Origin of the sequence: Microbacterium sp. MYb54, assembly GCF_002979515.1 — a bacterium.
GTDB lineage: Bacteria > Actinomycetota > Actinomycetes > Actinomycetales > Microbacteriaceae > Microbacterium.
On the sequence record NZ_PCPA01000006.1, the window covers coordinates 13610 to 27277 of the forward strand.

Here is a 13668-nt window from a genome sequence, read left to right on the forward strand (position 1 = left end):
TCCGGACAGGCTCACGCAGTGGACGTGATCCCTGCTGGGTACGATGGCGACTGTGACCACATCGACCGTGCGCCCGGGCATCGCCGAGCGGCTTTCGCAGATGATCCGGATCCCGACGGTCTCGGCCGAGCTCGACGAACGCGGCTCGGCTCCGTTCGAGGAGTTCGTCGCGTTGATCGCCGAGCTCTACCCGTTGACGCACGAGAAGCTGCGCCTCGAACGGCACACCGACTTCGGGCTGCTGTTCCATTGGCAGGGGAGCGGTCCGGCGTCCGATGAACCCGTCGTGCTGATGGCGCACTACGACGTCGTCCCTGTCGATGAGAGCGACGCCTGGACCCATCCGCCCTTCGCCGGGGTGATCGCCGACGGCTCGGTGTACGGGCGCGGGGCCCTCGACGACAAGGGCCCACTGATCGTTGTCCTCGAAGCGGTCGAGAATCTGCTCGTGGACGGCTTCATCCCTCCCCGTGACGTGTACCTCTCCTTCGGCGGCAACGAGGAGACCTACGGCCGCGCAGCCGAGGAGATCGCTCGGGTGCTGCGCGAACGCGGCATCGTTCCCTGGCTCGTGATCGATGAGGGCGGGGCCGTCGTCGACGCACCCCTGCCCTTCGTTCCTGGTCGTGCGGCGATGATCGGTGTCGGCGAGAAGGGTGTGATGACGCTCCGGCTGTCCGCGCGTGGTGAGGGCGGGCACGCGTCCGCGCCGCCGTCGCTGACCGCTGTCCGGCGCATCGCCAGGGCCGTGGATCGGCTGGGGCCGACCATGTTCCGCCCCCGCGCCTCGAAGGCGATCCTCCGGATGCTGTCCCAGCTGGCCGCGCAGACGCCCGGACCCGCTCGTCATCTGCTGCGTCTTCTCGGATCGACGCCTCTGCTGACGGCACAGGTCTTCGCCGCACTCGGCGGCGAGCCGGCGGCCCTCGTGCGCACCACCGTCGCCCCGACCATGCAGTCCGGTGGCACCGCGGCGAACGTGCTGCCGTCGCAGGCATCCGCCACCGTCAACCTGCGCATCGCGCTCGGGGAGACGACGCAGCAGACGGTGTTCCGGGTGCGCCGCCGCATCCGCGATCCGCTCGTCGCCGTGGAGGTCGTCGAGGCGAGCGAGCCGTCGCCGGAATCGCCGACCGACAACGCGCAGTTCGCCCTGCTCGCGGCGGCACTCGACGTCTCGTATCCCGGCGTCCCTGCCGTGCCCTACGTGATGATGGCGGCCACCGATTCTCGGCACTTCCACCGCTTCTCTCCGGCCGTGTACCGCTTCGCGCCGTTGGACATGTCGAACGCGCAGCGCGCCTCGATCCACGGTGTGGATGAGAGCGTCGAGATCGCCGCCCTGGAGCGCGGGGAGCGATTCCATCGGGCGCTTCTCGAACGGCTAGGGTGATCTCACCCGCCTCCGGCCGTGCGCTGGAGGACCCGTACGAGAAGCAGGAGACGCGATGACGCGCACCCGCACCCTGGGCACCCTCGCCGCCGTCGTCGGCTTCCTTGCCTTCGTGGAATTCACGAGCGGCGTGCTGCAGGGGTACTACACCCCGATGCTCACCGACATCGCCCGTCACCTCGGGATCCACGACGCCGACGTGAACTGGCTCGAGGGCACGCAGCTGATGCTGTCGGCGCTCGTCGTCCCGGCGTTCGCGAAGCTCGGCGACATGGTCGGGCACAAGCGGATGCTGCTGATCTCGACTGCGGTCACCGCAGCGGCCGCCCTGGTGCTGCCCTTCACGGATTCGTTCCCCGTGTTCCTCGCGGCGTGGGCGCTGATGGGCTTCTACGTGGTGTGGCTTCCGCTGGAGATCGCCTTGATCTGGTCGCGCTCGCGTCGGATGGAGGGCCGTTCCACGATCACCGCCAAGGCGGCAGGTCTCCTCGTCGCCGCCCTCGAAGGCGGAGCGATCATCGGCGCGCTCGTCGGCGGTGCCCTCATCGACGTGCTCCCGCTCACAGTCGTGCTGCTGATCCCGGCCGTCCTGATCGTGGTGTGCTTCTTCGTGATCCTGTTCGGTGTCAAGGAGTCGCCGGAGCCGACGGGTGGCATCTTCGACACGGTCGGCCTCGTGCTCATCTCCCTCGCCCTCGTCTGCTTCACCGGTGGTCTCAGCCTGCTCCGCCTCGAGGGCGGTCTGGTGAACCCGTGGTCCTGGGCGGTGGTGGTCCTCGGCGTCCTGCTGGTGATCCCGTTCGTGCTCTGGGAGCTCCGCTGCGATGACCCGCTGATCGACGTGCGCATGTTCCGCTCACCCGCGCTCGGCCCGGTGTTCCTCACGGCCGGACTCTTCGGAGTCAGCGTGCTCGGCGCGCAGGCCCCTCTGTCGACGTTCGCGCGTACCGATCCGACGGTCTACGGCTACGGTCTTGGCACGAGCGGCTTCGCGACCTCGCTGATCATCGGCGTCTATCTGATCGCCATGATCGCGGGTGCGCTGCTGTTCCCGACGATCGCGCGGTGGGCCACCCCACGTCTGACGCTGATGGGGGCGTCCGTGCTGGTCGGTGTCGGCTTCCTCCTGTTCCTCCCGTTCCACGACACCTACGCGCAGGTCATCACGAACATGGTGGTCGTGGGTCTCGGGTCCGGCGCGCTGGTCGCGGCGCTTCCCGCCGCCGCGGCATCCGCGGCTCCGGCGACACAGACCGGCGTCGCGACGGGGCTGACCAACTCGGTGAAGACCGTGGGTGGTGCGATCGCGTCGTGCGTGTTCGGCATCGCGCTCCTGCACGGGGTGGTGAGTACAGCGGGTGCGACCGAGGGGACCGCCGGTTCGCTCGCCGGCTACTTCACCGTGTGGATCGTCTGCGGCGTGACAGCGCTCGTCGCCGCGGTGATCCTCGTGTTCGTCCCGAAGACCGCGTTCACCGACCGGTCGGTCGAAACCGAGGCCGCGCCGGCGCTCTGAGAGTCACTCGCGCAGCTCGAGTACCCTCAGGATCTCGGGCCAGGCGAGCGCGCCGAGTGCGGCATCGGCCGATGGGGTGCCTCCTCGCGCCATCGCCACGCCGCCGCTGGTGGCAGATTCGCCGGGCAGAGTCATCCGGTGTCCGGCGGTCGGGTGGGTGACGACGATCGCCCGTCGCCCGTGAATCGTACGGCGCCGTGCGATCTCCGAGGCGAATCTGTCACTCGGCCATACGCGGTCATCGCCTCCGGCGACCAGGACGACGTCACCGGAGATCCTCTCGGCGCGGATCGCTGCCGCGGCGGCGCCGTCCGGGTCGCGATCGAGGCTCGATGCGTACAGTGATCGGTACTCGGGCGGCTCGGTCAACGGCGACCAGGTGGGATCGAACGGCACGGCGGGGAGTGGAACACCCTGGTGGGTCCAGTGCGACGACCAGTTTCCGTCTGCGATCCCCGCCCAGACCACGGATGACGGAGCTACCGCCACAGTCGCATCGACCGGGTGAAGGGATGCCGTCACCAGGGCCGCCTCAGCTCCGAAGGATGTCCCGAAGACCGCGACGCGGTCGGCGTCGGCGCGCAGCAGATCCAGCTGGTCGATGAACGTCTCGATCGGCACCTCGTGCGGGGCAGGGCGCTGGCCGACGCCGCCGAACCAGCGGATGGCGCGGACGCGGGCGCCGCGCCGCGCCAGCAGCTCCGCCCGTTCGGTCTCCACGCGCCCGCTGGAGCCGGCGAGGAGCAGGACGGCTGTGCCGCAGGCGACTTCGGGGAAGGCGTCATGCGAGTCGGCCCGGTCGATCGAGGTTCTGCGGCCAGGCGCCGCCATCATTCCCGATCGAGCCCGAACGTGCGCTTCACAATGGCCTGCACATCGCGATCGAGACCGTCGATGCGGGTGTTCACGGCGTCGAAGCGCGCGTTCATCTCAGTGCGCAGGCCGCCGATCTGTCCGTTCATCTCGGTGCGAAGTCCGCCGATCTCGCTGCGGACGATCCGCACGAACAGGGTCGAGACGACCGTGAGCGTGCTGAACATCAGTACCGTGAAAGACCCGATCATGGTCCAGATCTGCGCGTCATTCATGAATCCCACTCCCTCATCGTCGCATCGATCAGGCGAGCCTGCCAGAGCGCGCGAGACGAAGATATCGGTTGCGCAGGAGATGGGGACAACACGTTTTCGCGCATCCCGGGGGAGGAGAAGTCACCCCCATCCCTGCGGGTTGTGCGAGAAACTCGCTCCGCACATCGAGAACAGCACCGGGCGGCGGGGACTCCGCCGCCCGGTCCTGTTCAATCGCCCTTCACGTTGACGAGCTGCCGCAGCGTGTGCCGGATCGACACGAGGCTCGCGGCATCCGCCATCACCTGGTCGATCGGCTTGTACGCCTGCGGGATCTCGTCGATGAAGGCAGCGGTGTCACGGAACTCGATGCCCGTCATCGCCTCCCGCAGCTCATCGTGCGTGAAGGTCCGTCGCGCCGCCGACCGGGAGTACTCCCGTCCGGCGCCGTGAGGTGAGGAGTTCAGCGACTGCGGGTCGCCGAGTCCCTCCACCACGTACGAGGCGGTTCCCATCGATCCGGGGATGAGCCCCGGCCGACCGGCATCCGCCTGGATGGCGCCCTTCCGCGACACCCACACCTGCTTGCCGTAGTGCTTCTCCGATTCGGTGAAGTTGTGGTGGCAGTTGATGCGCTCCTGCTCGTCGACAGTGCTGCCGAGGAACTCGGACACCTGACGGATCACCCGATCCATCATCTCCTCCCGGTTCAGCAGGGCGAAGTGCTGGGCCCACCGCAGCTCCCGGATGTACCGGGTGAATTCCGGTGTGCCCTCGACCAGGTACGCCAGGTCGGGGTCGGGGAGGTCGATCCACCACTGCTTGCATAGCCGCTGCGCGACCGAGATGTGCTTCATGGCGATCTTGTTGCCGACTCCTCGCGAGCCCGAGTGCAGGAACAGCCAGACCCGGTCGAGCTCGTCGACCGACACCTCGATGAAGTGGTTGCCCGAGCCGAGCGTGCCCAGCTGAAGGCGCCAGTTCCCGGCGTACTGCGCTGGGTCGAAGCCGTTCTTCTCGGCGAGTGCTTCGAGCTCAGCGATGCGCGGCTCGGCGGTCGCGACGACCTTGTTGTTGTACCGACCGGCCGACAGCGGGATGGCGCGCTCGATCTGCTCCCGGAGCTCAGCGAGGTCGCGACCTTCGAGGTCGCTCCTCGTGAACCGGGTGCGGACGGCGATCATGCCGCAGCCGATGTCGACGCCGACGGCCGCGGGGATGATCGCGCCGAGCGTCGGGATGACCGAGCCGACCGTCGCCCCCTTGCCGAGATGTGCATCCGGCATCAGCGCCAGGTGCGGGTGGATGAACGGCATGCGGGCCGTGGTGTACGCCTGAGCGAGTGTCTTCTCGTCGATCAGCGATGCCCACGACAGCAGCCGTGTGGAGAGCCTCTCCATGATTCCTTTCCTTGTGGTGGTGTCCAGCCACAGGTCAGGGGAGTCTCCAACGGAAAACGCCCCGGACCTGTCGGTACGGGGCGTTGCGAGAGCGGATGCTGTCACACGGCGCGTGCCGGAGGGTACGACTCGTAGCGGTCATTGCGCTTCTGCTGAAGCTGCAACACCGCTGCGATGGGAAGGTTCCGCTGCGCGGTCATCCGTCGACTCCTCGGCTGGTGTGCTGCGCCGATCGGCACAGCTTTGCAACCCTAGGGGGCGACACGCCCGGGAGTCAAGCCGTCTCGCGGGGCGGGTTGTACATGAACTCGACCCGGATGCCGTCAGTGTCCTCGACGAACGAGGCGTAGTAGCGCTCCGAGTAGCGCGGGTACTCCTTGGGGTCGCGGACAGCTGTCCACCCGGCCTCGACCGCGACCGCGTGCAGGTGCTCGACCTGCTCGCGTGTGGGCACCGCGAAGGCGATGTGCTGCCAGCCGATGCGACCGTGACGGTGCGGGGCGGAGTCCTCATCCCAGGTGTAGAGGATGATCTCGGTCTCGTCGCCGTTGTTCCACGAGATCGAATGGTCGTTCGCGCCACCGCTCCGATACCCGAGAGCGGTGAGGACAGGGTGAAACTGCGCCCGTCCGCGCTCGAGGTCGTCGACGGTGATGCCCAGGTGGTCGAGAAGAGCCATGCACCGAGTCTTCCAGCAACGGCCGACGTCGCACTAGTGCGGGGCGATGAAGGCGGGCTGGTCGAGAGCCCAGATGTCTCGTGGAACGATTGAGGTATGGCTCCTCGGGTTGTCGCTGTTCATTCCAACGCCTCGCACACCTTCAGCAAGTTGGCACGTGAGTCGATCACGCTCCTCGAGGGGCTCGGTGTCGAAGGGGACGCGCACTGCGGTGCGACAGTGCAGCACCGCTCACGGGTAGCCGCCGACCCGTCACAGCCGAACCTGCGACAGGTGCACCTGATCCATGAAGAGCTGTTCGACGAGCTGCGCGAGAGAGGTCACAGCGTCGTACCCGGTCAACTCGGCGAGAACATCACCACTCGGGACATCGACTTGCTGTCACTTCCCGTCGGCGCTCGACTGTACTTCGGCGATGCGGTGGTGACGATCGCAGGCCTGCGCAACCCATGCCAGCAGATCAACGATTTTCAATCTGGCCTGCTCAAGCAACTGGTCAAGACCGATGATGAGGGCCGAGTCGTCAGACTTGCCGGGGTCATGGGTATCGTCTCCCGCGGCGGACACGTGACCGCCGGAGACGCGGTCGAGGTCGAGCTGCCGCCGACACCGCACTTTCCACTCACGCGCGTCTGAACGTGGCCCAACGGGGTGGCGGCAGGTGCAGGCAACGGCTTCTGGCGGCGGTGTGCCATTTGCTCGTCGTGTTCGGGGAACAGTAGACCGAGCGCAGCCCGGGCTCAGTCAGATATCCCGGTGCGGCACGCTTCCCCTCTGCGGGTGCGCCGCACAAACCGAGTAGCAATCAGGCACTAGTGCGGGGCGTGGTATTCGGCTTCGCCACGCTTCCAGTAGCCCTTCACGACCGCGTTCGCAGTGTCGACGCCCCATCGCTCGAGCAGTGCTCGGCCCGGCTTGACGATCGACTGCTCGGCGGCGATGAAGACGAACGGGTCGGCCCCGACGGTGTCCTCGGCGCTCAGTCCTTCAAGGAATGCGATGAGGGCGGAGCCGGAGGGAGCCTCGCCGCGATGCAGCCACTCGACGTCCACCGGAGTCTCGATCTCGAACTCGCGCCCCTGGTTCACGGTCTCGATCACGATGCGGGCGGGGATGCCGTCGGGGATGAGTGCCGCGAAGCGGCGGATCGCGGGGATGGCCGTCTCGTCGCCGACCAGTAGCCAAGACCCGGGCTCGCCCACCAGCACCGCTGATCCGCGAGGGCCGCCGACGCCGATCGTGGATCCGAGGGGAGCGGTCGCCGCCCAAGGGGCCGCGACGCCCTGGTCTCCGTGCACCGCGAACTCGACATCGAGCCAGTCCTCACCCCAGGCGAGCGGGGTGTACTCACGGCTCGGCGAGGCGCGCAGCTCCTCGACCGAGTTCGTGGGGCCTGCGGGGAAGAACAGACGCATGTGGTCGTCGGAGCCGAGGGAATCGAAGCCGGCGAGGTCGGAGCCTGTCAGGCGCACGCGTACGAAGTCCGGGGCCAGCCATTCGCGGGCGCTCAGTGTGACATTGCGGAAGCGCAGCTCGAGGCCGCGACGCTCGATCGAGAAACCGGATTTCGTATCGCTCATGAAGTAAGGCTAACCTAAATGTAGCGAGGGAAGGTCACCCTAACTTCGCCGTTCCCGCACCCGCAGCGTGTGCACACAGCCCCGCAGAACAGGAGTCTCTCCATGTCCGTGCCCAGAACCCTCACCGCCACGAGCGTCGCTCTCGTCGGCCTCCTCGCCCTCGCCGGCTGCGCGTCCGGCAGCACGGCTGAACCGGAGAAGACCGAACCCGCAGCAGCATCCGTCACGATCGAGGACAACACCGGCACGCACGAGATCGCGACCCCTCCGACATCTGTCGTCGCCCTCGACAACCGCACGTTCCAGACGCTCTCCGACTGGGGCGTCGAGCTCTCGGCCGGCGCCGTGGCGCTCATGCCGGAGACCGTGTCGTACGTGAAGGATGACGCGATCGTCGACATCGGGCTCCACAGCGAGCCCGACCTCGAAGCAGTGGTCGCCGTGGAGCCGGACCTCATCATCAGCGGCCAGCGGTTCACACAGCACAACACCGCGATCGCCGACCTCGTGCCGGACGCCACGATCATCGACCTCGAGCCGCGCGATGGCGAGCCCTTCGATGACGAGCTCAAGCGTCAGGTCACCGTGCTCGGCGAGATCTTCGGCAAGCAGGATGAGGCGAAGAAGCTCGTCGACGACTTCGATGCCGCCGTCGAGCGCGCCAAGGCAGCGTACGACGACGCCGACACCGTCATGGCCGTGAACACCTCGGGCGGAGCCATCGGCTACCTCGCGCCGACCGTCGGACGCTCGCTCGGCCCGATCTACGACATTCTCGGCCTCACCCCGGCGCTCGAGGTAGACGAAGCGACCGACGACCACCAGGGTGACGACATCTCGGTCGAGGCGATCGCGGCCTCGAACCCCGACTGGGTCCTGGTGCTCGACCGCGACGCCGTGTTCGCCGCCGATACCCCCGACTACGTGCAGGCAGCCGAGATCCTCGAGAACTCCGAGGCGCTGGCCGGTGTCACCGCCGTGAAGGAGAAGCAGATCGTCTACATGCCCACCGACACCTACCTGAACGAAAGCATTCAGACGTACACGACGTTCCTCAACGACTTCGCCGACGCCCTCGAGACGAGCGCGAAGAACTGACATCGTGCGGCGGCATCCGGATGATCCGGGTGCCGCCGCATCGCCATCATGGTCTCCACCGACATCACCCAGCCGCCCCGCTACGCCGGGCGGCTCTTCGACGTGAAACTGCTCATCGGCGTGCTCGTCGTCGCCGCGCTGCTCGTGATCTCGCTCTTCACGGGTGTGTACGACGTCACCGGGGCGGAAGACGGCGCGCAGATGTTCCAGATCACGCGCATCCCCCGCACGATCGCGCTCGTGCTCGCCGGCGCCTCGATGGCGATGGCCGGTCTCGTGATGCAGTTGCTCACCCAGAACCGCTTCGTCGAGCCGACCACCACCGGCACCACCGAGTGGGCGGGGCTCGGGCTGCTCCTGGTCATGATCCTCGTGCCGCAGCCGTCGCTCCCTCTGCGGATGGCGGGCGCCGTGGTCGCGGCCTTCATCGGCACGATGGTGTTCTTCGCGTTCCTCCGCCGCGTCGCCCTCAAATCGTCGCTCATCGTGCCGATCGTCGGGATCATGCTCGGGGCAGTGGTCGGTGCGCTGTCGACATACCTCGCCCTGGCCACCAACTCGCTGCAGATCCTGGGGGTCTGGTTCGCCGGCAGCTTCACATCGGTCATGCGTGGTCAGTACGAGATGCTCTGGATCGTGGCGCTCATCGGCGTGATCGTCTTCGTCGTCGCCGACCGACTGACGATCGCAGGACTGGGGGAGGAGATCGCCACCAACGTCGGCGTGAACTACAACCGCATCATCCTGCTGGGTACAGTGCTCATCGCCGTCACCACGGGAGTCGTGACGGTGGTCGTCGGAAACCTCCCGTTCCTCGGGTTGATCGTGCCGAACATCGTCTCGATGGTGCGCGGCGACGATCTGCGCAGCAACCTGCCGTGGGTGTGCCTGCTCGGCATCGCGATCGTCACCGTCTGCGACATCATCGGCCGAACGATCATCATGCCGTTCGAGGTGCCGGTGTCGCTGATCCTCGGGGTCGTCGGCGCCGTGGTGTTCGTGCTCCTCCTGCTCAGGCAGCGTCGACGTGGCTAGCGGGGTGAGCGGCGTGGAAGTTCCGGTTTCGACACGATCCGCGGGGGCGTTCACGACCCCGCGTGCGCGTCGGCGCTACTTCGTCGTGCTCGGCATCCTCGTCGTCCTCTCCGCCGTCTCCGGCTTCGGCCTGTTGGCGTGGGCGAATCCGATGCCGGTCGGCTCGACGGGGTTCTGGCGCATCGCTCGGCACCGCGCGACCGATGTCACCGTGATGGCGCTCGTCGCCGTCGCCCAGGCCGTCGCCACGGTGAGCTTTCAGACCGTCACCAACAACCGCATCATCACGCCGTCGATCATGGGCTTCGAATCGCTGTACCGGGTCGTGCAGACCTCGACCGTGTACCTGTTCGGGGTCGCCGGAATCGTGGCGATCCAGGGCATCGGACAGTTCGCGATCCAGGTGGCGATCATGGTCGCCCTCGCGGTGGCGCTGTACGGGTGGCTGCTCTCGGGGCGCTACGGCAACCTGCAGATCATGCTCCTGGTGGGCATCGTGATCGGCGGCGGTCTCGGCGCGATCGCCACATTCATGCAGCGTCTGCTCACACCCAGTGAGTTCGATGTGCTCGCCGCGCGTCTGTTCGGCAACGTCTCGAACGCCGACCCCTCCTACCTGCCGCTGGCGATCCCGCTCGTGGTGGCGGCATCCGCGCTGCTGTGGCTGCGCTCCCGGAGACTCAACCTGATGGCGCTCGGTCCCGATGCCGCCCGCTCGCTCGGCGTCGATCACCGTAGGGAGCTGTTCATCGTGCTGTTCCTGGTCGCCGTGCTGATGGCGACTTCGACGGCGCTGGTGGGACCGATGACGTTCCTCGGCTTCCTGGTGGCGACACTCGCGTACCAGTTCGCCGACACGTACGACCACCGGCTGATCTTCCCCGTCGCGGTGCTCACCGCCTTCACGATCCTCGCCGGTGCGTACTTCGTGATGAAGAACGTGTTCTACGCGCAGGGCATGGTGTCGATCCTGATCGAGCTCGTCGGCGGCACCGTGTTCCTCATCGTCATCCTCAGAAAGGGCAGGCTGTGATCGCACTCGAAGGCGTTCGTCGGGACTACAGCATCGAGGTCGCGATCGGCCCGGTCGACCTCGAGATACCCGCCGGCGGGATCACCGCGCTGATCGGTCCGAACGGCGCGGGCAAGTCCACGCTGCTCACGATGATCGGCCGCCTGAGCGGGATGGATGCCGGTGCCATCGAGATCGCGGGACTCGACGTGGCCTCGACCAAGTCGAAGGATCTGGCGAAGGTCGTGTCCATCCTTCGCCAGGAGAACCACTTCGTCACCCGGCTCACCGTGCGCCAGCTCGTCGGCTTCGGGCGCTTCCCGCATTCGAAGGGCAGGCTGAACAGGTCCGACGAGGAGATCATCAGTCGGGCGATCGACTTCCTCGAGCTCGGCGCCTTGGAGAGCCGTTATCTGGACGAGCTCTCCGGCGGGCAGCGCCAGCGCGCGTATGTCGCCATGGTGCTCGCTCAGGACACCGAGTTCGTGCTGCTCGACGAGCCGCTGAACAACCTCGACATGCGGCACGCCGTGCAGATGATGAAGCACCTGCGGCGGGCAGCGGAAGAGCTCGGACGGACGATCGTCATCGTGCTGCACGACATCAATTTCGCAGGTCACTACGCCGACCACATCTGCGCCATGAAAGACGGTGCGGTGGTGGAGTTCGGGACGCCCGCCGCGATCATGACCGACGATGTGCTCACGCGGGTGTTCGAGACCCCGGTGCGCGTCGTCGACGGGCCGTCGGGGCCGCTCGCCGTCTACTACTGAGGGAGTCTTCGCTCAGAGCTCGATGCCGTGGTCTTCGTCGTTCACGCCGGCGTTGTTGCCGCGGCGCGATTCGTAGCCGAGGAACCAGCCCAGCCACACGATCGCGGCGAGGAGCACGCCGAGCCAGACGTTCTGGAAGATCAGTCCGACAACGACGCCGACGATCAGCAGGCCGACGGTGACGAAGATACGCAGTGCGGTACGGGACATGGCCCCCAGCATAGGCCGCGTCAGCGGTCGCGATGGTTCTCGGGGGCGAGCCGAGGTCCGCGACGAGGTTCTTGCACCCCGCTGGCGAAGATGAGGCGGATGACGCGCTGCCGCTGGCCCGCCCACGGCGTGAGCAGGTCGATCATCCCGGCATCGTCGGTGCGCGTCCCCGTCAGTGCGAAGCCCACTTCGTGTGCGAGGTGGAAGTCGCCGACGCTGACCGCATCCGGATCACCGAGCGCACGGATGCGGGTCTCAGCCGATGTCCACGCCCCCACGCCGGGAAGGCTCGTGAGGATGCGGTCGCGGTCGACCCCGGTGGCGCCCGCAAGCACGGCACGCGCGATGCGGTCGCCGCGCTCGGCTGCGCGCACGATGGTGCGGGACTGCGGCGGCTCGACTCCGGCGCGGTGCCACGCCCACGAGGGAATGCGGTACCACTGCTCGGGGGAGGGCGGAGCGAACATGGGTCGCGGCGTCGGGCCGGGTGTGCGCTCGCCGAAGCGCGACACCAGCCATCGCCAGGCGCCGAAGGCCTGCATGCCGGTGACCTTCTGCTCGATGATCGCGCAGGCGAGCGCGTCGAAAACCTCGTCGGTGCGGGTGAGCCGCAGGCCGGGGTGACGTCGCGCGGAATCGGCGACGAGGGGATGCAGCGACGCGTCGAAGTCTCCGGCATCGTCGCGGGCACCGCAGAGTGCGGGCACGAGATCGAGCGCGAAGTCCGATCCGGGGCCCCACGCGGTCGCGCGCACTTCGCCGCCGGTCATGCGCAGCGCCAGTGACGTCGGTCCGAGAGGCGTACGCATCGCGCGCCAGATGACGGCGCCGTCGATGACCATCGTCGGGTCGGTGCGCCCGCGACGGAGCATGCCGACGGTGCGGCCGAGATCGAGCTCGTGCGGCGGGCGGTAGACGGTCTCGTGAGCGGGGGCCGTGCGAGCGGCGTCTGCCGCTGTCGAGTCCGCTGCCAGGGTCATGCGCCCACCCTACGCGCCGGTTCTGACACCGGCTCCAGACGGCTCAGAAGCGGTCGGGAGAGGGGGTGCCGTGACCGTAGCGGATGACGACGTCGGCGTGACGGTCGAATCGGTAGCCGATGCCGCGCACCGTGCGGACGATGTCCTCGTAGCGACCGAGCTTGGCGCGGAGGCGACGTACGTGGACGTCGATCGTGCGCTCGCCGGGCGTCTCGTCGTCCTGCGCCTGCCAGAGCGCCGAGACCAGCTCGCTGCGCTCGATCGTGCGGCCCTCGCGGAGCACGAGGTACTGCAGGAGCTCGAACTCCTTGTAGGTGAACGCGGCGGACTCGCCGTCGATCAGCACGCGCTTGCGGGAGATGTCGACGGTGACGCCGCTCTCCTCTTCGGTGATGTCCTCTTCAGCGGCGGCCTTGGTGCGCGCGATCGCACCCGGCTCCTGCAGCGCCAGTCGGACGACATCGAGGTCGCGGCCTCCCGAGCCGTGAGGCGCGAGAGCGACCGTGGCGTGGGTCTCGGCGCCCGGAGCGAGCTCGGCGAGGGTGCGACGCAGGGCGTCGACGAGGAGGGGGAGGCTGACTCCGGCCTCGGCTGCCTTGATCTCGTCGAGTCCGACGTAGAGGGCGAAGCCGCGGGGAGAGCGGACGGCGGGGAGGTCGGCTCCGGCGGTGGCCAGCGGTGCTGCGCCCTCCGGCTGCGTGCGGATCGCGGCGGTGGTGGCGGGACGCTCGAGAAGTGCGGTGTTCGACATGATGATGAAGTCCTCAGGACGTGAGCCCGAATCGAGCGGGGCTCTGATGCGTTGCATGAATGACCGGCGGAGCCGGGAAGCGAGCAAGGGTGGATGCTCGGTGACACTGGCCTCGCAGATCGCGAGAAGTCAGGTCAGGCGGGGTGGCTGTTCGTTCAGCGACACATTCGGCAA

The 13668-nt window shown here is 67.6% G+C and carries 15 protein-coding genes; 7 read left to right on the top strand and 8 right to left on the bottom strand.

Going from position 1 to position 13668, the window contains the following annotated elements; translation table 11 throughout:
• Positions 1–43: 43 nt before the first annotated feature.
• Positions 44–1393 carry a M20/M25/M40 family metallo-hydrolase gene (locus tag CQ040_RS08310; protein WP_374954145.1) on the top strand — a complete coding sequence of 450 codons (1350 nt, stop codon included), beginning with the start codon at positions 44–46 and terminating at the stop codon, positions 1391–1393.
• Between the two features lie 55 nt (positions 1394–1448).
• Entirely contained in the window at positions 1449–2909 is a 1461-nt protein-coding gene (locus CQ040_RS08315) for an MFS transporter (protein ID WP_105527785.1), read from the top strand.
• A gap of 3 nt (positions 2910–2912) precedes the next feature.
• On the opposite strand, the gene CQ040_RS08320 is transcribed toward CQ040_RS08315, so the two are convergent.
• The 4 genes from CQ040_RS08320 to CQ040_RS08335 form a co-directional block, all read right to left on the bottom strand.
• The gene (locus CQ040_RS08320) at positions 2913–3743 is read right to left on the bottom strand and encodes an acyl-CoA thioester hydrolase/BAAT C-terminal domain-containing protein (RefSeq protein WP_105527784.1); all 831 of its coding nucleotides are present in this window, start codon (positions 3741–3743) and stop codon (positions 2913–2915) included.
• A complete protein-coding gene (locus CQ040_RS08325) occupies positions 3740–3997 on the bottom strand; it encodes a hypothetical protein (protein ID WP_258131470.1) in 258 nt (85 codons plus the stop codon). Before CQ040_RS08325 ends, CQ040_RS08320 begins: the two co-directional genes overlap by 4 nt.
• Before the next feature lie 209 nt (positions 3998–4206).
• Positions 4207–5376, bottom strand: coding sequence for an RtcB family protein (locus tag CQ040_RS08330; RefSeq protein ID WP_105527783.1), 1170 nt, complete (start codon positions 5374–5376; stop codon positions 4207–4209).
• 274 nt (positions 5377–5650) lie between these two features.
• Positions 5651–6055, bottom strand: coding sequence for a VOC family protein (locus CQ040_RS08335; RefSeq protein ID WP_105527782.1), 405 nt, complete (start codon positions 6053–6055; stop codon positions 5651–5653).
• 96 nt (positions 6056–6151) lie between these two features.
• Between CQ040_RS08335 and CQ040_RS08340 the strand changes: the two genes are divergently transcribed.
• The gene (locus tag CQ040_RS08340) at positions 6152–6691 is read left to right on the top strand and encodes an MOSC domain-containing protein (protein ID WP_105527781.1); all 540 of its coding nucleotides are present in this window, start codon (positions 6152–6154) and stop codon (positions 6689–6691) included.
• Positions 6692–6867: 176 nt separating this feature from the next.
• Here the strand turns inward: CQ040_RS08340 and CQ040_RS08345 are convergent, their stop codons facing one another.
• Positions 6868–7635 (bottom strand): siderophore-interacting protein, encoded by a 768-nt coding sequence (locus tag CQ040_RS08345; RefSeq protein ID WP_105527780.1) that lies wholly within the window; start codon positions 7633–7635, stop codon positions 6868–6870.
• Positions 7636–7737: 102 nt separating this feature from the next.
• On the opposite strand from CQ040_RS08345, the gene CQ040_RS08350 reads away from it, so the two are divergent.
• From CQ040_RS08350 to CQ040_RS08365, 4 genes are read left to right on the top strand one after another with little or no spacing between them, the layout of a single operon-like run.
• Positions 7738–8733: a siderophore ABC transporter substrate-binding protein gene (locus CQ040_RS08350; RefSeq protein ID WP_105527779.1), complete on the top strand. Its 996-nt coding sequence runs from the start codon at positions 7738–7740 to the stop codon at positions 8731–8733.
• A 48-nt stretch (positions 8734–8781) separates the two neighbouring features.
• A complete protein-coding gene (locus tag CQ040_RS08355; protein WP_105527778.1) occupies positions 8782–9768 on the top strand; it encodes an ABC transporter permease in 987 nt (328 codons plus the stop codon).
• Positions 9769–9781: 13 nt separating this feature from the next.
• Positions 9782–10801, top strand: coding sequence for an iron chelate uptake ABC transporter family permease subunit (locus CQ040_RS08360; protein ID WP_258131471.1), 1020 nt, complete (start codon positions 9782–9784; stop codon positions 10799–10801).
• The gene (locus tag CQ040_RS08365) at positions 10798–11553 is read left to right on the top strand and encodes an ABC transporter ATP-binding protein (protein WP_105527776.1); all 756 of its coding nucleotides are present in this window, start codon (positions 10798–10800) and stop codon (positions 11551–11553) included. The genes CQ040_RS08360 and CQ040_RS08365 overlap by 4 nt, the downstream gene beginning before the upstream one ends.
• A gap of 12 nt (positions 11554–11565) precedes the next feature.
• Here the strand turns inward: CQ040_RS08365 and CQ040_RS08370 are convergent, their stop codons facing one another.
• Genes CQ040_RS08370 through CQ040_RS08380 form a run of 3 tightly spaced genes read right to left on the bottom strand, consistent with a single transcriptional unit; the run spans position 11566 to position 13494 of the window.
• Positions 11566–11763, bottom strand: a complete 198-nt coding sequence (locus tag CQ040_RS08370; protein ID WP_028502140.1) for a hypothetical protein — start codon at positions 11761–11763, stop codon at positions 11566–11568.
• A gap of 20 nt (positions 11764–11783) precedes the next feature.
• Positions 11784–12743 (bottom strand): DNA-3-methyladenine glycosylase, encoded by a 960-nt coding sequence (locus CQ040_RS08375; protein ID WP_105527775.1) that lies wholly within the window; start codon positions 12741–12743, stop codon positions 11784–11786.
• Positions 12744–12786: 43 nt separating this feature from the next.
• Positions 12787–13494: a winged helix-turn-helix domain-containing protein gene (locus CQ040_RS08380; RefSeq protein WP_028502142.1), complete on the bottom strand. Its 708-nt coding sequence runs from the start codon at positions 13492–13494 to the stop codon at positions 12787–12789.
• Between the last annotated feature and the right edge of the window lie 174 nt (positions 13495–13668).